The 20,030-nt window shown below is 59.6% G+C and carries 17 protein-coding genes; 10 read left to right on the forward strand and 7 right to left on the reverse strand.

The annotated features are described in order from the left end of the window. Position 1 precedes the first annotated feature (1 nt). The gene (gene argA / locus LN244_RS15745) at positions 2-1,342 is read left to right on the forward strand and encodes an amino-acid N-acetyltransferase (RefSeq protein ID WP_408904448.1); all 1,341 of its coding nucleotides are present in this window, start codon (positions 2-4) and stop codon (positions 1,340-1,342) included. Here argA and LN244_RS15750 read toward each other — a convergent pair. From LN244_RS15750 to ald, 6 genes are all read right to left on the reverse strand, one after another. Then, on the reverse strand, positions 1,326-2,708 hold the full coding sequence (locus LN244_RS15750) for an ATP-binding protein (protein WP_239040702.1): 1,383 nt from the start codon (positions 2,706-2,708) through the stop codon (positions 1,326-1,328). The genes argA and LN244_RS15750 overlap by 17 nt on opposite strands. Beyond that, on the reverse strand, positions 2,705-3,391 hold the full coding sequence (locus tag LN244_RS15755; protein WP_239040703.1) for a response regulator transcription factor: 687 nt from the start codon (positions 3,389-3,391) through the stop codon (positions 2,705-2,707). The genes LN244_RS15750 and LN244_RS15755 overlap by 4 nt, the downstream gene beginning before the upstream one ends. Further along, positions 3,388-3,720 carry a PepSY domain-containing protein gene (locus tag LN244_RS15760; RefSeq protein WP_239040704.1) on the reverse strand — a complete coding sequence of 111 codons (333 nt, stop codon included), beginning with the start codon at positions 3,718-3,720 and terminating at the stop codon, positions 3,388-3,390. Before LN244_RS15760 ends, LN244_RS15755 begins: the two co-directional genes overlap by 4 nt. Before the next feature lie 96 nt (positions 3,721-3,816). Continuing rightward, positions 3,817-4,008 (reverse strand): YgaP family membrane protein, encoded by a 192-nt coding sequence (locus tag LN244_RS15765; RefSeq protein ID WP_239040705.1) that lies wholly within the window; start codon positions 4,006-4,008, stop codon positions 3,817-3,819. A 25-nt stretch (positions 4,009-4,033) separates the two neighbouring features. Continuing rightward, the gene (locus LN244_RS15770; RefSeq protein ID WP_239040706.1) at positions 4,034-4,270 is read right to left on the reverse strand and encodes a hypothetical protein; all 237 of its coding nucleotides are present in this window, start codon (positions 4,268-4,270) and stop codon (positions 4,034-4,036) included. Positions 4,271-4,322: 52 nt separating this feature from the next. Beyond that, complete coding sequence (gene ald, locus LN244_RS15775; RefSeq protein ID WP_239040707.1) at positions 4,323-5,444, reverse strand: alanine dehydrogenase; 1,122 nt, start codon at positions 5,442-5,444, stop codon at positions 4,323-4,325. Positions 5,445-5,575: 131 nt separating this feature from the next. Between ald and ilvD the strand changes: the two genes are divergently transcribed. From ilvD to LN244_RS15795, 4 genes are all read left to right on the forward strand, one after another. Continuing rightward, a complete protein-coding gene (gene ilvD / locus LN244_RS15780) occupies positions 5,576-7,408 on the forward strand; it encodes a dihydroxy-acid dehydratase (protein ID WP_239040708.1) in 1,833 nt (610 codons plus the stop codon). Between the two features lie 174 nt (positions 7,409-7,582). Continuing rightward, a complete protein-coding gene (ovoA, locus tag LN244_RS15785) occupies positions 7,583-9,685 on the forward strand; it encodes a 5-histidylcysteine sulfoxide synthase (protein WP_239040709.1) in 2,103 nt (700 codons plus the stop codon). A 193-nt stretch (positions 9,686-9,878) separates the two neighbouring features. Beyond that, complete coding sequence (locus tag LN244_RS15790) at positions 9,879-11,108, forward strand: nucleoside recognition domain-containing protein (RefSeq protein ID WP_239040710.1); 1,230 nt, start codon at positions 9,879-9,881, stop codon at positions 11,106-11,108. Positions 11,109-11,207: 99 nt separating this feature from the next. After that, complete coding sequence (locus LN244_RS15795; RefSeq protein WP_239040711.1) at positions 11,208-12,542, forward strand: SLC13 family permease; 1,335 nt, start codon at positions 11,208-11,210, stop codon at positions 12,540-12,542. Between the two features lie 41 nt (positions 12,543-12,583). Here the strand turns inward: LN244_RS15795 and LN244_RS15800 are convergent, their stop codons facing one another. Then, on the reverse strand, positions 12,584-12,985 hold the full coding sequence (locus LN244_RS15800) for an acyl-CoA thioesterase (protein WP_239040712.1): 402 nt from the start codon (positions 12,983-12,985) through the stop codon (positions 12,584-12,586). Positions 12,986-13,197: 212 nt separating this feature from the next. Here LN244_RS15800 and LN244_RS15805 point away from each other — a divergent pair, with 212 nt between their 5' ends. The 5 genes from LN244_RS15805 to phoU all read left to right on the forward strand — a co-directional run bounded on the left by LN244_RS15805 (position 13,198) and on the right by phoU (position 19,942). Further along, a complete protein-coding gene (locus tag LN244_RS15805; RefSeq protein ID WP_239040713.1) occupies positions 13,198-14,166 on the forward strand; it encodes a PstS family phosphate ABC transporter substrate-binding protein in 969 nt (322 codons plus the stop codon). Between the two features lie 135 nt (positions 14,167-14,301). Beyond that, complete coding sequence (locus LN244_RS15810) at positions 14,302-16,566, forward strand: ABC transporter permease subunit (RefSeq protein WP_239040714.1); 2,265 nt, start codon at positions 14,302-14,304, stop codon at positions 16,564-16,566. A gap of 24 nt (positions 16,567-16,590) precedes the next feature. Then, entirely contained in the window at positions 16,591-18,279 is a 1,689-nt protein-coding gene (gene pstA, locus LN244_RS15815) for a phosphate ABC transporter permease PstA (RefSeq protein ID WP_239040715.1), read from the forward strand. A 38-nt stretch (positions 18,280-18,317) separates the two neighbouring features. Further along, positions 18,318-19,151, forward strand: a complete 834-nt coding sequence (pstB, locus tag LN244_RS15820) for a phosphate ABC transporter ATP-binding protein PstB (protein WP_275424696.1) — start codon at positions 18,318-18,320, stop codon at positions 19,149-19,151. Positions 19,152-19,183: 32 nt separating this feature from the next. After that, a complete protein-coding gene (gene phoU / locus LN244_RS15825; protein WP_239040716.1) occupies positions 19,184-19,942 on the forward strand; it encodes a phosphate signaling complex protein PhoU in 759 nt (252 codons plus the stop codon). The last annotated feature ends 88 nt before the right edge of the window (positions 19,943-20,030 follow it).

Consider the following 20,030-nt stretch of genomic DNA (forward strand, 5'->3'; position numbering starts at 1 on the left):
TTTGAGCGACGTCACCACCGATTACGTCCACTGGTTCCGCCACTCTGCCCCCTACATCAACGCTCACAGGGGTAAAACCTTCGTGCTGATGCTCAGCGGTGAAGCGATCGCGGACACCCATTTCGCCAACACCGTACATGACATCGCCCTGCTCAACAGTCTGGGGGTACGCCTCGTACTGGTTCACGGTGCCCGACCTCAGGCAGAACAGCGCCTGCAGGCGCGTGGCCTGGAAACCCGCCTGCACCATGACTTGCGCGTCACCAGCAGCGAAATCCTGGAGTGCGTCATCGATGCAGTCGGCAGCCTGCGCACCGAGATCGAGGCACGCTTTTCCATGGGCCTGGCCAACACCCCCATGCACGGGGCACGCATTCGGTTGTGCAGCGGCAATTTCGTCACCGCTCGCCCGGTGGGTGTGCTTGATGGTGTCGATATGGGCCATACCGGAGAGTTGCGCCGAGTGGATCATGAAGGCATTCGCCGGCTGCTGGACCTTAACCAGATCGTTTTACTGTCGAATCTGGGTTTTTCACCTACCGGTGAGGTATTCAATCTGTCGGTCGAAGAGGTCGCGACCCAAACTGCCATCGCGCTCAAGGCAGACAAGCTGATCCTGTTCGGCTCCCAGGCTGGTATCCACGACAGTCGCGGCGAACTGCGCAGCGAGCTACTGGCAGAAACCGCCGCACGTCTGGTGCACCAGTATTTGGCACGGGTCGAGGATCCGGAACAGCCGTACAGCGAAACCGCCTGCCTGCTGGATGCGGCCGCTACCGCCTGTCAGCAGGGTGTACCGCGTTGCCACCTGGTCAGCTATCAGGAAGACGGTGCTCTGTTGGCCGAGCTGTTTACCCGAGACGGTCAGGGCACCATGGTAGTCAGCCACTCCTATGAGCAGGTGCGCCCCGCCAGCATTGAAGATGTGGGCGGTATTCTGGAGCTGATCGCGCCACTGGAGGAAAAGGGAATTCTGGTTCGCCGCTCACGAGAACGGCTGGAAGGCGAAATCGAGCAGTTCACGGTCGTCGAGCGTGACGGGGCAATCATCGGCTGCGCCGCACTCTACCCCTTTGCCGACGAAGCGATCGGTGAGCTGGCCTGTGTTGCCATCGATACCACCTATCGTGGCGGCCAGCGCGGTGACCGCCTGCTGGCGGCCATTGAAGCGCAGGCACGGGCACTGGGCCTGCAGCGCCTCTTTGTACTGACCACTCGCACGGCACACTGGTTCGTGGAACGCGGGTTTGCCCCTGCCGAGCTGGAGCAGTTGCCACAGGAGAAAAAGGCGCTGTACAACTTCCAGCGCAACTCCAAGGTGTTCTTCAAGCCGTTGGCGTAAGCTTCTCACCCGGCAGGATCACACGAAAACAGGCACCGCCAAGGTCGGACTCGCTGACCTCCAGCTCACCGTCATAACTGCTGACGATATCCAGCGCCACCGCCAGGCCAATCCCCTGCCCTGGCGTTTGGGTATCCAAACGGGCACCGCGCTGCAGGATCACCTGGCGCTGCCGCGGTGCCACGCCATGACCATCGTCGCTGACGGCGATCTGCAGCACCCCTCCGGCCTGTTCCACTTCGACTCTTACATGAGAGTCACCATACTTGAATGCGTTGTCGATCAGGTTGCCCAGCAGCTCCATCAGGTCACGCTCGTCTCCCGCGAACCCTGCGGTCGGGTCAAGACGAACCTCCACCTCCTTGGGCTGACGCGCGTACACCTTCTCCATCACATTCAGCAACCGCTCCACAACCGGCGCCACCAACAGTGCCTGCGCCAGCATCCGCCCTTCGCTTTTCACGGCCCGGGCCAGCTGATACTGGACAATCTGCTGCATACGTTGCGCCTGCTCATCGACCTGTTGACGATAGGCATCGAAGTCGAGCCCTTCTTCGCCAGCCCCCCGAATCACCGCCAGTGGCGTTTTCAGACTGTGCGCAAGGTCACCGAGGGTATTGCGATAGCGCTCTCGCTGCTTGCGCTCAGCATCGATCAGACGATTGAGGCTTGCCGTGACACCCTGCACTTCCATCGGGTATCGGCCGTCCAGCCGATCGGTGTCACCGGCCTCGATCCGCTCCAGATCGCGGGCCATCAGGTCCAGCGGCCGAAGCCCCCAACGCATGATGAAATACTGGGCCAGCAGAGCAACCAGACACACGCCACTCAGCCATCCCAGCAGCTGCAGGCTGAAGTCCTTCATTTCGTTGCGAATCTGCTCATCGCTGCGCAGCACGGAGATCAGGAAGCGCATGTCGCCCACGGCCGTTTCCCAGATCACCGGGTACTGAAACAGGTAAAGTTGCTGGTCCGGCAAATGACTGAACAGCGATTGCCCCGGATTCAACGCGCGACTGGGCAGGCGTTGCACCATCTCGTCCGGCAGTACCAGGCTCGAGTTGGAACGCCAGAACAGCCGGCCATCCGGATCGTGAATAAAACCGTAAACACCAGACCCCAGCTGACTGAAACCGGGGTCCAATACTCTGTCAGGCAGACGCAAGCGCCCCTGATCCACCTCGATCGCGCCAAGCAGCAGATACACTTGCAGGCGAGCCTGGGACGCTTCGGCGTTTTCCAGACTGGAGTGAAAAGCCTTGAGCAGCGCAAGCCCTGCAAAGACGATAACCAGTGGCAGAATCACCGCCGAGGCGCGCAGCAGGCGCCCTCGGAGTGACAGCGGGACGGCCTTGGACGATCTCACTCCTGATCGGCGCTCTCGAGCGAGAAGCGGTAACCGAGGCCGCGCACAGTCGTGATCGGCTTCAGGCTCTGGTCGGGGTCAAGCTTCTGACGCAAGCGACGGATGAAGACCTCCAGCACGTTGCTGTCGCGATCATAGTCCTGGTGGTACAGATGCTCGGTCAGCTCGGCCTTGGAAATGGTCTTGCCGGCATTCAGCATGAGGTATTCCAGCGTACGATATTCATAGCTGGTCAAACGCACCTCTTCACCGTTGAGCCTGACCACCCGAGCCGATGTATCCAGTTCCAACGGCCCATAGCTAAGGACCGGACTGGCATGGCCGGAGGCCCTGCGTACCAAGGCGTTCAGCCGGGCCAGCAATTCTTCGCTGTGAAACGGCTTGGCCAGGTAATCATCGGCACCTGCTTCCAGCCCTTCCACCTTGTCCTGCCAATCGCCCCGCGCGGTCAACACCAGAACAGGCATGGTGTTGCCATCGGCACGCCAGCCTCGAATCACATCCAGGCCGGACACTTCGGGTAATCCGATATCAACGACCGCTATATCGTATTCGTACTCCTGCCCCAGATAGAGCGCCTCACGGCCATTGCCACTTTCTTCGACGGTATAGCCACGCTGCTCCAGCTGCTGCTTGAGCTGACGACGCAGGTCGCTGTCATCCTCTACGATCAGTGCCTTCATTCAATCTTCTCGCTCTGTCCCGGTGTTAGCATTTCCCCCGTTGCGGCATCCACCAGGGCTTCACGCACCCGACCCTGATCCAGCAGACGGACCATGTAGACATCCATCCCCTGATAACGCGTCAGTTCAGCCTTGATAATCTCACCACCCAACTCGCTCCGAGCGATTCGGGAAGCCTGCACCAGGTCAACACGCTGGGAGCTGACCACACTTTCCGTACGTCGGTCATCTCGGGGCTCGGCAATGGCTGGCTGGGAGATGGCAGCCAACAGGGCAGCCAGTCCCATTGGCAGCCAGAACCGGCTCTGCCGTCTAGATCGCGCCTCCAATCCTCGTTCCTCCTTGCGGTGCTGATTTGGTGATGTGGTTGCCAACAATATATGAGTTGCGATGCTAGAACCGGTGGTCTGAACAGCGCATGAACCTCAGGCGCTGCGGCGACAGGTGCGAATACCCAGCAGGCTGTACAATGGACAAGTACCCGAAATGGCGATTGCGATAATCGGCACGCCAATCAGGCCCCACCAGGTTTGGGGTCCGAAGAAAATGAGAATGATGAAAACCAGACCGATCAATACGCGTACCAGCTGATCCAGAATACCGATATTCTTTTCCATGATTACCTCGTCGACACGCTTTGTTTCAGGATTCGGAAGAGGTGCGTTTGGCTCGCTGCATCAGCAGCAGATAACGCACGTTGTAAGCCAGTCCGATCACCAGCACCGGCGGCAGGGTCAGAATGAACACCCAGCCCAGCAGGCCGCTGCCGATCCACTGGCCGATCCACAGGCTGAGCACACAGGTCAGTGCCAGTGGAATACCCAGCTTCATCATACGCTTGAGCCAGAGATCTGAATGTATCTTGTTCTTTTCGTGCATCAGAAACTCCTCATATGGGAGCCTCCGAGCATAGAGTGAGCAGCAGCGCGTTTCAAGCGCCGCCCAGCTCTTCCTCGGGGGTATACAGCGTCAGATCAAAAGCTTCGGCCACGCCAGCACAGGTCACGCGGCCGGAATGAATATTCAGGCCACTGGCAAACCCCGGGACGTCCTGCAACGCTCGACGCCAGCCATGCTGCGCCAGCTGCTCCACATAGGGCAGGGTCGCGTTGGTCAGCGCCAGCGTTGAGGTCCGTGCGACCGCCCCCGGCATATTGGCTACGCAGTAATGGACGATACCGTCGACATCGAACACGGGATCATCATGGGTGGTGGGGTGACTGGTCTCGAAACAGCCGCCCTGATCAATCGCCACATCCACCAGCACCGCCCCGGCCTGCATGCTCGCCAGCATATCGCGGGTGACCAGTTTGGGAGCCGCTGCGCCCGGCAGGAGGACCGCACCGATCACCAGATCAGCCTGTGAAAGCTGCTGCTCTATGTTTTCACGAGTGGAATACAACGTATTCAGCGTGCCGTTGAAACGCTCATCCAGCTGTTTCAGACGGGGAATCGATTTATCCAGCAGGGTCACTTGCGCCCCCATTCCCAAGGCAATGTAAGCCGCGTTTTCCCCCACCACTCCGCCACCAATGATCAGCACCCGTCCGGGACTGACACCGGGAACCCCGCCCAACAGAACGCCTCGACCGCCTTGTGCTTTCTCCAGACAATGGGCACCGGCCTGCACCGCCATACGACCGGCCACCTCGCTCATGGGCGCCAGCAACGGCAGGCCTCCGTGGCGATCCTGTACCGTTTCATAGGCAATCGCGGTACAGCCGCTTGCCAGCAAGGCGTCGGTCAATGCCCGATCAGCCGCCAGATGCAGATAGGTAAACAGCACTTGATCGGCACTGAGCCAGCCACATTCAATCGGCTGGGGCTCCTTCACCTTGACGATCAGGTCAGCCCAGGAAAACACCGCACGCGGATCATCCACCAGCACGGCTCCCGCCTGTTCATAGGCCTGATCGCTGAAGCCGGCCGCCACGCCAGCGCTCTGCTCCACCTGCACCTGATGCCCCTGTTCCACAAGCTCCCGAACGCCCATCGGGGTCATGCCGACACGGTATTCGCGGTTTTTGATCTCTCTGGGCACGCCGACACGCATGATGATGCTCCTTTTGCCTGAGTTCTCATGCTCAGTGTAGACGAAAATACGGCCTTTCCTTCGGCCTCGGCGTGCGCCGTTTATCTGATATACTCGAGCTTATTTGAGAACCGGATTCCGAGGGGAGCCCCATGCCTGAGTATCGTTCCAAGACCTCAACCGCCGGCCGCAACATGGCAGGTGCCCGCGCCCTCTGGCGCGCCACCGGCATGAAGGACGAGGATTTCCACAAGCCGATCATCGCCGTTGCCAACTCCTTTACCCAGTTCGTGCCCGGTCACGTCCACCTCAAGGACATGGGCCAACTGGTTGCCCGCGAAATTGAAGCCGCCGGTGGCGTCGCCAAAGAGTTCAACACCATCGCCGTGGATGACGGTATCGCCATGGGCCATGACGGCATGCTGTACTCGCTGCCCAGCCGTGACATCATCGCCGACTCCGTGGAGTACATGGTCAACGCCCACTGCGCCGATGCGCTGGTGTGCATCTCCAACTGCGACAAGATCACCCCGGGGATGCTGATGGCGGCGATGCGCCTGAACATCCCGGTGATTTTCGTCTCCGGTGGCCCGATGGAAGCCGGCAAGACCAAACTGTCCGAGCACAAGCTGGACCTGGTGGATGCCATGGTGCTGGCGGCCGACCCGAACGCGTCCGATGAGGAAGTGGCTGAAGTCGAGCGCTCTGCCTGCCCCACCTGCGGTTCCTGCTCCGGCATGTTTACCGCCAACTCCATGAACTGCCTGACCGAGGCACTGGGCCTGTCCCTGCCGGGCAACGGCACCATGCTGGCGACCCATGCCGATCGCGAGCAGCTGTTCAAACGTGCAGGTCGATCCATTGTTGAACTGGCCAAGCGCTACTACGACAACAACGAAGAGAGTGTCCTGCCGCGTGCCGTTGGCTTCAAGGCTTTCGAGAACGCCATGACCCTGGATATCGCCATGGGCGGCTCCACCAACACCATCCTGCATCTGCTGGCGATCGCCCAGGAAGCGGAGATCGACTTCACCATGAAGGATATCGACCGCCTGTCCCGCGTTGTGCCCCAGCTTTGCAAGGTGGCGCCGAATACGCAGAAATACCATATCGAAGACGTCCATCGCGCCGGCGGCATCATGGGCATCCTCGGCGAGCTGGATCGCGCCGGCAAGCTGCACACCGATGTGCCGACCGTACACAGCGCCACGCTGAAGGACGCGCTGGACGAATGGGACATCATGCGCAACCCGACGCCTGAAGTGATCGAGTTCTTCAAGGCAGGTCCGGCCGGCATTCCGACCCAGCAGGCATTCAGCCAGGCCACCCGCTGGCCGACACTGGATGGCGACCGTGCCAACGGCTGCATCCGCTCCATCGAGAACGCCTTCTCGCTGGAGGGCGGTTTGGCCGTGCTCTACGGCAACATCGCCCTGGATGGCTGCGTGGTGAAATCCGCCGGTGTCGACGAGTCGATTCTGGTGTTCGAAGGCACTGCCAACGTCATGGAGTCCCAGGACGAGGCCGTTAAAAAGATCCTTAACGATGAAGTGAAAGCCGGTGACGTGGTCGTTATCCGTTACGAGGGTCCCAAAGGCGGCCCCGGCATGCAGGAGATGCTGTACCCGACTTCCTACCTGAAGTCCAAGGGTCTGGGCAAGGACTGCGCCCTGCTGACCGACGGTCGCTTCTCCGGTGGTACTTCCGGTCTGTCCATCGGCCACGCGTCTCCGGAAGCCGCCGCGGGTGGTGCCATCGGTCTGGTGAAGAACGGCGATCGCATCCTGATCGACATTCCCAACCGCACCATCAACGTGCTGGTGTCCGATGAGGAGCTGGCCCTGCGCCGCGCCGAGCAGGACAAGCTGGGCTGGAAACCGGCCGAAGAGCGCCCGCGCAAGGTCTCTGCGGCACTCAAGGCTTACGCCAAGCTGGCCACCTCGGCTGACAAGGGTGCCGTACGCGACCTGTCTCAGCTCGACTAAGCGCTCGCTCCATCCGAACGCCCTCCGCCGGCAGGCATCGCCTGCCGGCCCTGATCCAAACCGCCATTCAAGCAGTATCAGTCCCCACAGGATTCGGTCGGGGGCTTTCATCCAGCGTCCACACCGGCTGTCTATACTCAACTGACTCAAGGTCTCAACCGGGCAGGACTGCACATGGAACGCTTCTCGCGCACACCAAGACTGGATAATACCGACTCGGATACACTGCGCCGTGAAATTCGTGACTATTTCCACGATACCTTCGACCGTTACGAGCAGCTGTTTGAAGTGCTGACCTGTGACGAAGCCTGGTATGTCAAACCCATCCCGCTGCGCCACCCGTTGATTTTCTACTTCGGTCATACCGCTACCTTCTTCATCAACAAACTGCTGCTGGCCGGATTGGTAGAAGAACGCATCAACCCTTATTTCGAGTCCATCTTCGCGGTCGGGGTCGACGAAATGAGCTGGGATGACCTCAACGACGAACACTACCACTGGCCTTCCGTCACCGACGTACGAGATTATCGCAATCGTGTTCGTCAAACGGTGGACAAGGTGATTGCCGAAACGCCGCTGCAGACCCCCATCGGCTGGGATCATCCATGGTGGACAATCCTGATGGGCATCGAGCACGAGCGCATCCACCTGGAAACCTCATCGGTGCTGATTCGCCAGCACGATCTCAAGTATGTGCGGCCCCACCCGGCCTGGACGCCCTGTCGCGATTCAGGACCTGCCCCGGCCAATCAGCTCATCGACATCCCTGCAGGCACTGTTCAACTGGGCAAGTCGCGAGACGACAGTCGCTACGGCTGGGACAACGAATACGGCCACCGCGAGGTTGAACTGGCAGGATTCAAGGCCGCGCAGATGCTGGTTTCCAATCAGGAGTTTCTGGCTTTCGTTGAAGCCGGTGGCTATGCCGATGCACGCTGGTGGAGCGAAGAAGGCTGGAACTGGTGCCGTTTTGCCAACGCTACGCACCCCGAGTTCTGGGTACGTAGCGAGCACGACTGGGAACTGCGGCTGATGTGCGAACAGGTCTACATGCCCTGGGATTGGCCGGTCGAGGTCAACTGTCACGAGGCAGAAGCCTTCTGCCGCTGGAAAGCAGAGCAGACAGACCAGCCGATTCGCCTGCCCAGCGAGGACGAATGGTACCGACTCTATGACATCGCCCGCGTCGCCGAGCCCGGGCCGGGCCAGCTCGTCAATGCCAACCTGCACCTGGATCATTTCGCCTCATCCTGCCCGGTGTATCGCTTTGCACAGGGCGACTTCTTCGATATCAGCGGCAATGTCTGGCAGTGGACGCAGACTCCCATCTATCCATTCGAAGGGTTTGAAGTGCACCCCTTCTATGACGACTTCACCACGCCGACCTTTGATGATCGCCACAACCTGATCAAGGGCGGCAGCTGGATCTCCTGCGGCAACGAGAGCTTGCGCACTGCCCGCTATGCGTTTCGACGCCATTTCTTCCAGCATGCCGGTTTTCGCTATGTCGCCGGCGAGTTGCCGGCAGCGGCACCTTCCTCTCGTTACGAGAGCGACGAGCTTGCCTCCCAGTACGCTGAGTTCCACTATGGTGATCAATATTTCGGCGTGGCCAATTTTCCGCAGACACTGGCTCGACTGGCCATTGAGGTTGCTGGCGAGCCTAACGGCAGGGCGCTGGACCTCGGCTGCGCCACCGGTCGCGCCAGCTTCGAACTGGCCCGTCACTTCCAGCATGTGGACGGCGTCGATTTCTCTGCTCGCCTGATCAATCTGGGCGTACAGCTCCAGCAGCATGGGCGGCTGCGTTATACATTGGCCGACGAAGGTGAGCTGGTCAGCTACTGTGAACGTGACCTGACTTCACTGGATCTGTCGCACACCGCTGGCCGCGTTCAGTTCGTTCAGGGTGATGCCTGTAACCTGAAACCGATCCTCAGCGGCTATGACCTGATTCTGGCAGCCAATCTCATCGATCGCCTGTACAGCCCGCACCAGTTTCTCTCACAGGTACACACTCGCCTGAACCCCGGCGGAGTACTGGTCATTGCGTCACCCTATACCTGGCTCGAAGAGCACACGCCGAAGGAGGAATGGCTGGGTGGTTTGAAGCGTGACGGCGAAAGCTTCACCACCCTCGATGGTCTGCATGAAGTGCTGGATGCGCACTTCGAGCGGATCCGAGGCCCCGAAGATATACCCTTCGTGATCCGGGAAACTCGACGCAAGTTCCAGCATACCCTTTCGGAGGTGACCTGCTGGCGGCTGAAGGACTAGCCCCGTCACCGACGGTGACAGGACGGAGACTCTTGCGTGAACGCGGCTGGCTGCCACCAGGGAAAGCGGCAGCCCAGCCTGGTCCGCAAGGCGCGGCTAATCACGCGTCATCGGCACCTTACATCTGCCCTCCGGTGGTCAGACCTTTCTGCGCTCGTTAGAATCGAAGCATGCATTCCACAGGACGTATCCCATGCTGCACCGGATCTGGCTCGGTTTCTTTCTGATCGCTTTTGTCGCCGCCTGCTGGCAGTGGCTCGGCATGGGTGATTCCGGCGTGTTCCAGCGCATGGTGGAAAGCACCTTCAACATGTCCAAACTGACCGTCGAGCTGGCCATTGGCCTGATCGGCACACTTGCCTTCTGGCTCGGCATGATGAAGCTGGCAGAGGCTTCAGGACTGGTCGACGCGCTGGCACGCCTGCTGGGTCCGGTGTTCACCCGACTGATGCCGGAGGTGCCGCCACGCCATCCGGCAATCGGTTCAATGACCATGAACCTGTCTGCCAATCTGCTCGGCCTCGATAACGCGGCCACCCCCCTGGGCCTGAAGGCGATGCAGGATCTGCAGACGCTGAATCCTGACAAGCATACCGCCAGCAACGCCCAGATTCTGTTCCTGGTGCTTAACACGTCCTCGGTGACCCTGTTCCCGATTACCGTATTTCTCTACCGCGCCCAGCAGGGTTCGGCCGACCCTACCGCCGTGTTCATTCCAATCCTGATCGCTACCAGCTGCTCCACACTGGTTGGCCTGCTGGTGACCTGCTGGGTCCAGAGGATCAATCTGCTGCAGCGGACCCTGCTGCTCTGGTTCGGCATCGGCATCAGCCTGCTGCTGGCGTTCATCGGCTACTTTGCCACCCTGAGTGTGGACGAGCTCCAGCGACAGTCGGCGCTGGTCGGCAACCTGCTGCTGTTCAGCGCCATCATGCTTTTCCTGTTGCTGGCGCATCGCCGCCAGGTCAACGTCTACGAAACCTTTATCGAAGGAGCCAAGCAAGGCTTCGAAACCGCCATCATGATCATTCCCTACCTGTTGGCGATGCTGGTGGCAATCGGCGTCCTGCGCGAAAGCGGTGCTCTTGAGGGTTTCATCTGGCTGCTGAGGGAAGGCATTGCCCTGTTCGGTCTGGATACCCGCTTCGCCGACGCGCTGCCCACGGCGCTGATGAAGCCCCTGTCCGGTTCCGGCGCCCGTGCCATGATGCTGGAGACCATGAATACCCACGGCGTCGACTCCTTCGCCGCCCAGCTCGCGTCGATCATTCAGGGTTCTACCGAGACCACCTTTTACGTGCTTGCAGTCTATTTCGGCGCCGTCGGCATCCGCCACACACGCCATGCCCTCTGGTGTGGTCTGAGTGCCGATCTTGCCGGCATTGTGGCCGCCATCTTCTGCGGTTACTGGTTTTTCGGCTGAAGCTTTCTACACTGGCTGATAGGACACTCGACCAAAGTAGCCCCTGCAGGGTCAACTGTGTAGAATTCGCGCTCCTTTCAACCTGTTCTGGAGATACTCATGTCCAGCAAGTGGATCACTTTTCTGCTGGCGGTGCTCAGTGCGGCCGGCATCTGGTTTCTGGCCCCGCTGGAACCCGAGCTGCGTACAGGTCTCGCCATTCTGGCGGCCATCGCTATCCTGTGGATGACCGAAACCTTCCACATTACCGTAACCGCACTGCTGGTGCCGGTACTGACCGTGGTGGCGGGTGTGTTTTCGGTAGCCGATGCGCTGAAGAACTTTGCCAACCCGATCATTTTCCTGTTCCTGGGTGGTTTCGGCCTGGCCGCGGCCCTGAATGCACAGGGGCTGGATAAGCACATCGCCGGCCACGTAATCCGTCTTGCGCGTGGACATCTCGGTACGGCATCGATTCTGCTGTTCCTGACCGCAGCCGGCCTGTCGATGTGGATCTCCAATACCGCTACCACAGCCATGATGTTGCCACTGGCGCTGGGCCTGCTGCGCCAGCTGCCCTATGAAGACAATCAGCGCACCTACTGGTTCGTATTGCTGGGTGTGGCCTACTCCGCGAACATCGGGGGCATAGGGACGCTGGTGGGCTCACCGCCCAATGCCATTGCGGCAGCCGAAGTCGGCCTGAGTTTCACCGACTGGCTCAAGTTCGGTATTCCGACCGTGGTCCTGTCGCTGCCGTTAATGATTATCGCCCTTTACTTCCTGTGTCGCCCGGAGATGAGCCACCGCTTCCCGGCCGTGCATCGCCATGAGCCGCTTACCGGCAAGCAGTGGATGACGCTGGGCGTATTCGCACTGACCGTGGCCATGTGGCTGTTCAGCAAGCCGCTGTCCGGCCTGATCGGCATCAGCAAGGGGCTGGATTCGATCATCGCGCTGAATGCGATTCTGTTGCTGTGCATGTTGCAGCTGGTCAACTGGAAGAAAATCGAGGAATCGGCAGACTGGGGCGTACTGCTGTTGTTCGGTGGCGGCCTGACCCTTTCGGCCATGCTCAAGGCGACCGGTGCCAGTCTGTTCCTGGCACAGGGCATCAGTGATTTCATGGCTGGGGCATCCGCTCCCCTGTTCCTGCTGGTCGTGGCCGCCTTCGTCGTCATGCTGACCGAGATCGCCAGCAACACCGCCAGCAGCGCACTGCTGGTACCGATCTTTGTGGGTATCGCCGGTACCATGGGACTGCCGAAGGACATCATGGCGGTGGTCATCGCCATTGCGGCCTCCTGCGCCTTCATGCTGCCGGTGGCAACCCCGCCGAACGCCATCGTATACGGCTCCGGTTATCTGCCACAACGGCAGATGATGCGTGCCGGCGTCGTGCTCAATATCATGATGACCGCAATTATCGCCGGCGGCGCCGCGATGATGCTTTGAGGCGCTAACGGCATGGCCGGGCCGGTGCACGCCCGGCCGGCTCAGCCCTTTTCCGGCAGGGCGCGAATATGGCCCTGCTGGTCGATGGCGACCTGCACACACTCTGCGCTGGTTACCTTGCGCAGCTCATTACCGTCAGGACAACGTCCCCAGACCTCGACCTGAATCCGCAGCGAGCTGTGTCCGCGCTCCAGAATACGGGTATAAAAGCTCAGCACTGTCCCCCGCATCACCGGCGACATGAACCCCATGCGCCCGACCGATACTGTGGCGACGCGCCCCCGCGCTTCCTGACCGGCGCGAATCTCGCTGGCCAGTACCAGCTGGGAAGCAACCCAGCCGCCATAGACATCACCAAACATGTTCACTGCCTCGGCCCCTGCTGGCAATTGCAGGCTGAGTTCACCCTCGGGCGTCAGCAGCTGATCTTCACTTGTTGTCATTATCGCGATCTCACTGGATGGAAAGAGCCTCAGGCCCCGGTTTATGCTGCAGTGCATATACTACTAAGGTTGCACCCAAAGGACAGCCCCAAAAACATCCGGTCATCACGGACTGACGGCTAATGCCATCACTGTCATCTTAACGTCACAAAGCCTCCCTATAGTGCGCTCATGTCAATTCACTAACCCGTTTCCTAACTCAGGAGCCGATGATGAAACCGATGAAAAAGCTGTTTGCAGCCGTCGCCATGACCGCGACCTGTTTCACTGCTCAGGCAAGCGACTTGCTCGACCCGAACCTGCCGGTATACGAAAAAGCCTCTGGCGTTTCCGGTAACCTGTCCAGTGTCGGCTCTGACACGCTGGCGAACCTGATGACCCTCTGGGCTGAAGAGTTCAAGCGTAACTACCCGAACGTCAACATTCAGATCCAGGCTGCAGGCTCCTCAACTGCGCCGCCAGCACTGACTGAAGGTACGTCCAACATCGGCCCGATGAGCCGTAAGATGAAGGACAAGGAAATCGAAGCGTTCGAGAAGAAGTTCGGTTACAAGCCGACTCCGGTCGCTGTTGCCATCGACGCACTGGCGGTCTTTGCACACAAGGACAACCCCATTCAGGGCATGAGCATCGACCAGGTTGACGCCGTGTTCTCTTCTACCCGCAAGTGTGGTGCTCCGGAATCAATCACCAAGTGGAACCAGCTGGGTGTCAGCGGCTCTCTGGCTGATCAGAGCATCCAGCTGTTCGGTCGTAACTCTGTATCCGGCACCTATGGCTACTTCAAGAAAGTGGCTCTGTGTAAAGGCGACTTCCAGAACGGCGTAAACGAACAGCCGGGTTCTGCCTCTGTTGTTCAGTCCGTTTCCACTTCTGTTAACGCGCTGGGCTACTCCGGCATCGGCTACAAGACCGCATCTGTCCGCGCTCTGCCACTGTCCAAGTCCGGTACTGACTATGTTGATCCGACCCCGGAAAACGCTGTAACCGGCAAGTACCCGCTGGCGCGCTCTCTGTACGTTTACATCAACAAGAAGCCGGGCCAGGACCTGCAGCCGCTGGAGCGTGAGTTCCTGAAGCTGGTTCTGTCCAAGGTAGGTCAGGAAGTGGTCGTAAAGGACGGCTACATCCCGCTGCCGGCCAAGGTTGTTGAGAAGCAGATGAAGGATCTGGGCCTGTAAGGTACCGAACCTGATCTGGAAGGGGAGCCCAAGGGCTCCCTTTTTTTGCTTTTGTTACAGCTGTAACAAAAAAGTCATCTATTTGACTTATTGTACCCGCCATATCAAGTTCGACACTTCTCAGGACCCTCGACCATGAGTATTGAGCAAACCAACACCGTGCCGGAGCTGGACTTCAACACCCCCGCTCAGCGCCGTCTGCGACAGGCGCGCATGCTGAAGGACAAGTTGGCGGCCAGCGGCATTGCCATCGGCGGTATCAGCGTCATCCTCGCTGTCGTCATGATCTTTTTCTACCTGCTGTACGAGGTTGCGCCGCTGTTCCGTTCGGCCAGTATCGAGCCCTGGGGCGGCCAGCAGGAAGTGAGTTATGCCGTGCCCGGTCAGGGCCGTACGCTCTATCTGGCCGTCGAGGAGCAGGCCGAGATCGGTTTCCGTGCCACCGACAGAGGTCAACTGGTCTTTTTTGACAGCACCAGTGGCCAGGTATTGAAAGAAGAAACACTGTCACTGCCGGAAGGCGTCACGATCAGCAGCTTTACATTGCTGTCTGAAGCCAGCCAGACCTTCGCGCTCGGCCTCAGCGATGGCGGCGTCAAGGTGATCAAGCACAACTACAAGGCCACCTATCCCAACGGCAAGCGCGTGCTTATTCCCGAGCTGGTCTATCCCTTGGGCGAAGACGCCCTGCAGGTCGCGGACGGGCCCATCGAACAGCTGGCGGTCAACCGCGACAGCGACGAATGGAGCCTGATTGCCCTGAGTCAGGGCCAGCTGGTCGAGCTGGCCCTGTCCATGAGCGAGAACTTCCTCACCGGTGAGGTTGAAATCGAACAGAGCAGCCGCACCCTGCCCAACATCGGTGTCAAACCGAACAAGCTGCTGCTGACCCCGGACAGACGCTGGCTGATGGCCAGTCTGCCGCAGGGCAAGGTTGCGGTCATGGCACTGGGACGCAACCCGGAAGTCACGCAGCTGGTCGAGGTCTCCAAAACCGAGATCACCAGCATTGAACTGCTGCTGGGCGGCAACTCGCTGATCATCGGCGACGCCAAAGGAAAGCTGTCGCAGTGGTTTTTCGTGCGCGATGAAGCCAACCAGTTCCAGCTGACCCATATCCGCAGCTTTGAACACAACAGCAGCCCCGTTATCAACCTGACCACCGAGCAGCGCCGCAAGGGCATCGTTACCCTGGCCGCTGACGGCACCCTGAACCTGTACAGCAGCACCGCCAACCGTCAGGCACTCAGCGAGCCCCTGTTCAGCGGAGCAGCCGACGCCATCGCTCTGGCACCGCGTGCCGATGCCCTGCTGGTTCAGCACGGCGACCGCCTGAGCTTCTGGCACGTCGACAACGAACATCCAGAAATTTCCTGGAGCGCCTATTGGGAGAAGGTCTGGTATGAAGGCTACGAGGAGCCGGAGTACGTATGGCAGTCTTCCGCGTCCAACAACGACTTCGAACCCAAATACAGCCTGATGCCGCTGGCATTCGGCACCCTGAAAGCGGCGTTCTACGCCATGCTGCTGGCGACGCCGCTGGCCATCTGTGGCGCGATCTATACCGCCTACTTCATGGTGCCGGCGATGCGTCGCAAGGTGAAGCCGTTCATCGAGCTGATGGAAGCCCTGCCAACCGTTATTCTGGGCTTCCTCGCCGGCCTCTGGCTGGCTCCGTTCATGGAAGCCAATCTGGCGGGCATCTTCGTCTGTCTGTTGATCATCCCGGTGGCAATCGTGCTATTCGGTTTTGCCTGGAACAACATGCCCAACAAGATCCGCTTCCTGCTGCCGGAAGGCTGGGACGCTGCCCTGCTGATTCCGGTCGTAATTCTGGCGACCTGGGTGGGACTTGGTTTGGCAAGCCCCATTGAAGATGCTCTGTTCGGTGGCCACATGCCGACCTGGCTGAGCAACGAAGTCGGCATTCCCTACGACCAGCGCAACGCTCTGGTAGTCGGTATTGCCATGGGCTTTGCGGTCATTCCGACCATCTTCTCGATCACCGAGGACGCCATCTTCGCTGTACCCAAGCACCTGAGCTACGGCTCTCTGGCTCTGGGCGCCACTTCCTGGCAGACCCTGACCCGCGTGGTGCTGCCGACTGCCAGCCCGGGTATCTTTTCCGCGCTGATGATCGGCATGGGCCGTGCCGTCGGCGAAACTATGATCGTACTGATGGCCACCGGTAACACCCCGATCATGGACGTCAACATTTTCGAGGGCATGCGTACTCTTGCCGCCAACATCGCGGTGGAAATGCCGGAGTCAGAGGTCGGCAGTACCCACTACCGCACCCTGTTCCTGGCCGCCTTCGTGCTGTTCCTGTTCACCTTCGTGGTGAATACCCTGGCCGAAGCGATCCGCCAGCACCTGCGCAAGAAATACGGTTCCCTGTGATCGGTGAGAGTGAGGATTAGATAGATGCGTTATTCAGTAAGCGAATGGACCAAGTCCGGCTCTCCCTGGGTCTGGTTGAATGCCGGCGCTGTGGCGATCTGTGTCATCATGGTGGTCGGCCTGCTGGGCCTGATCGCCGTACGCGGCCTGGCCCACTTCTGGCCTGCCGACGTGATCCAGGCCACCTACACTCAGGGCGAGCAAAGCCGCCGCATCATGGGTGAGATGGTGCAGCAGGAGATGGTACCGGCCGAGCAGCTGCGGGGCGCCGGCGTTGAGGTTCCGGAAGGCGTGGAAGCGATGCGCCGTGACCTGCTCAAGGTGGGCAACCGTGATTTCGGTTCAGCCGACTTCGTCTGGGCGATGGACCACCTGATTACGGACAAGACCTACCCCGAAATGATCATGGCGGCAGAGCGCCTGGAATGGGGCAACTTCTACGGTTATCTGCGCGAAATCCGTGAAAACGGTGAAACCGTTACCCGTTACGAAGGCCATGCCAAGTCGGATGAGTACCTCAACCTCTGGGCAACGTTCCAGGATCGACTTGATCGTGTACTGGAGATCCGTGAGCAGATCCTGGAGATCGAGAAGCACAAGATCGGCAGCATCAACTACGAGCTGGAACGCCTGCGCCTGAAAGAGCGTTCGCTGGAGCTGAAACAGTCCACCGACGCTCAGGCCTATGCCGACATCGAAGCTCGCCGCGCCGAGCTGAATGCCGACTATGAAGTGCTGCAGCAGGATCTGATCGACCTCTACACCCAGATCAACCGTGACAGCTTCGTGGCCGAGATCGCTGATGGTCGTGAAGTCGAAATCAGTCTGGCAAAGGTTGTCCGTGCCTTCCTGCCCAACAACATGGGTACCGGTGACAAGCTGATGCATTATGCGGCCAAGCTGTGGGAGTTCCTCTCCGACGAGCCGCGTGAAGCCAATACCGAAGGCGGCATCTTCCCGGCGATCTTCGGCACCGTGATGATGGTGATCCTGATGTCCGTACTGGTCACCCCGTTCGGTGTCATTGCCGCCGTCTACCTGCGCGAATACGCCAAGCAGGGTTTTGTGACCCGCCTGATTCGCATTGCGGTGAACAACCTGGCCGGTGTACCGTCCATTGTATACGGGGTATTCGGCCTCGGCTTCTTCGTCTACTTCCTGGGTGGCACCATTGACGACCTGTTCTTCCCGGAAGCCAAGCCGGCACCGACCTTCGGTACCGGTGGCCTGATGTGGGCCTCCATCACCCTGGCACTGTTGACTGTACCGGTGGTGATCGTGGCGACTGAAGAGGGCCTGGCCCGAATCCCGCGCTCGGTCCGTGAAGGCTCCCTGGCACTGGGTGCGACCAAGTTCGAAACCCTGATGAAAGTGGTGCTGCCGATGGCCAGCCCGGCAATGATGACCGGCGTGATTCTGGCGATTGCCCGTGCGGCCGGTGAAGTGGCACCGCTGATGCTGGTGGGTGTGGTCAAGCTGGCCCCGAGCCTGCCACTGGACGGCAACTACCCGTTCCTGCACCTGGATCAGAAATTCATGCACCTGGGCTTCCACATCTATGATGTTGGTTTCCAGAGCCCGAACGTGGAAGCGGCCCGTCCGCTGGTCTATGCCACCGCGTTCCTGCTGGTGGTGGTGATCGCCCTGCTGAACTTCTCGGCCATCGCGATCCGCAACCACCTGCGCGAAAAATACAAAGCGCTTGAGATGTAATCGCCCGCTAAAGACTGATAATTTGAAGGTTTACCGATATGACTAGCGAAGCCAAAACCCACGCCATCGATATTGCCTCCATGCAGCGCGGCGAGAGCAACCTGAACCTGGCCGACGAGCAGATCACACTGCAGGTTCAGGACCTGCGCCTGAGCTACGGCGACAAGGAAGCCCTCCACGGCATTAACATGGATATCCCGAAGAACCGCGTGACTGCGTTCATCGGTCCGTCCGGCTGCGGTAAGTCCACGCTGCTGCGTTGCTTCAACCGCATGAACGATCTGGTCGACAGCTGCAACATCACTGGCAAGATCCTGCTCGACGGTGACAATATCTACGATCGCACCGTCAACGTTGCGGACCTGCGCCGCCGTGTCGGCATGGTGTTCCAGAAACCGAACCCCTTCCCCAAATCAATCTACGAAAACGTGGCTTATGGCCTGCGTATCCAGGGGATCAACAAGAAGCGCGTGATCGACGAAACCGTTGAGTGGGCACTGCGTTCCGCTGCCCTCTGGGATGAGGTCAAGGACCGCCTGCACGAGAGCGCACTGGGCATGTCCGGTGGCCAGCAACAGCGTCTGGTCATCGCCCGTACTGTCGCGGTGAAGCCGGAAGTGCTGCTGCTGGACGAACCGGCTTCAGCTCTGGACCCGATCTCAACACTGAAAATCGAGGAACTGATCCACGAACTCAAGGATAACTTCACCATCGTTATCGTGACCCACAACATGCAGCAGGCGGCCCGCGTCTCCGACTACACCGCTTTCATGTACATGGGCGATCTGATCGAGTTTGGTGCTACCGACGCACTGTTCACCAAACCGGAAAAGAAACAGACTGAAGATTACATCACCGGCCGTTACGGTTAATGTGGCCCGTGCCAGCAACGGAGAAACCGATCGTGGAACTCGAAAACGCTAATTACTCGACCCATATCTCCCAGCAGTTCAACGAAGAGCTGGAGAAAATCCGCACACAGATGCTGACCATGGGTGGCATCGTTGAACGTCAGGTGAGCGATGCCATTGAGGCACTGCTGAACGGTGATGTGGAACTGGCCGAACAGTCCCGCCGCATCGACCAGCAGACCAATGCCATGGAACTGATGATCGACGAGCAGTGCACCACCACCATCGCCCGTCGCCAACCGGCCGCCAGCGACCTGCGCCTGATCGTATCGATCAGCCGTGCAGTCGCCGATCTGGAGCGCATCGGTGATGAAGCCACTCGCATCTGCAAGATGGCGATCGAACTGGCCGACAGCGGCGCCAACCAGCGCGGCTTCCAGGAAGTCCGCCATATCGGCAACCTGGTACGCGACATGGTCAAGGACGTGCTCACTGCATTTGCCCGTAATGACCTGGAAATGGCTTACCGCGTGGCCAAGCAGGACAAGAACGTCGATCAGGAATACCGGACCGCCATGCGTTCCCTGGTCACCTACATGATGGAGGATGCCCGTGCCATCTCCAACGTGCTCAACGTGATCTGGGTACTGCGCAGCCTGGAGCGTATCGGCGACCATGCCCGCAACCTGTCCGAGCACCTGATCTATCAGGTCAGTGGTACCGACGTGCGCCACCAGAGCCTCAAGCAGATGAAGCAGACGGTACAGGAAGAAGCCGAGGGCAGCCTTCAGGATGAGGGCAACGAAGAGTAAGCCCTTGCCCGCTGGTCTTACAGCACAACTGCTGACGTTTTTATCGTCAGCAGTTGTCGCTGCCTGATGCTACACTCTCACCTTTCGT

It is taken from the genome of Marinobacterium sediminicola, assembly GCF_022343685.1.
GTDB lineage: Bacteria > Pseudomonadota > Gammaproteobacteria > Pseudomonadales > Balneatricaceae > Marinobacterium > Marinobacterium sediminicola.

Coding starts and splice junctions, on each gene's coding strand:
- LN244_RS15810 (WP_239040714.1), top strand. CDS start 14,302: ATGAGTATTGAGCAAACCAACACCGTGCCGGAGCTGGACTTCAACACC.
- pstA (WP_239040715.1), top strand. CDS start 16,591: ATGCGTTATTCAGTAAGCGAATGGACCAAGTCCGGCTCTCCCTGGGTC.
- ilvD (WP_239040708.1), top strand. CDS start 5,576: ATGCCTGAGTATCGTTCCAAGACCTCAACCGCCGGCCGCAACATGGCA.
- LN244_RS15795 (WP_239040711.1), top strand. CDS start 11,208: ATGTCCAGCAAGTGGATCACTTTTCTGCTGGCGGTGCTCAGTGCGGCC.
- LN244_RS15765 (WP_239040705.1), bottom strand. CDS start 4,008: ATGGAAAAGAATATCGGTATTCTGGATCAGCTGGTACGCGTATTGATC.
- LN244_RS15770 (WP_239040706.1), bottom strand. CDS start 4,270: ATGCACGAAAAGAACAAGATACATTCAGATCTCTGGCTCAAGCGTATG.
- LN244_RS15790 (WP_239040710.1), top strand. CDS start 9,879: ATGCTGCACCGGATCTGGCTCGGTTTCTTTCTGATCGCTTTTGTCGCC.
- LN244_RS15800 (WP_239040712.1), bottom strand. CDS start 12,985: ATGACAACAAGTGAAGATCAGCTGCTGACGCCCGAGGGTGAACTCAGC.
- pstB (WP_275424696.1), top strand. CDS start 18,318: ATGACTAGCGAAGCCAAAACCCACGCCATCGATATTGCCTCCATGCAG.
- LN244_RS15805 (WP_239040713.1), top strand. CDS start 13,198: ATGAAACCGATGAAAAAGCTGTTTGCAGCCGTCGCCATGACCGCGACC.
- ovoA (WP_239040709.1), top strand. CDS start 7,583: ATGGAACGCTTCTCGCGCACACCAAGACTGGATAATACCGACTCGGAT.
- ald (WP_239040707.1), bottom strand. CDS start 5,444: ATGCGTGTCGGCGTGCCCAGAGAGATCAAAAACCGCGAATACCGTGTC.
- LN244_RS15755 (WP_239040703.1), bottom strand. CDS start 3,391: ATGAAGGCACTGATCGTAGAGGATGACAGCGACCTGCGTCGTCAGCTC.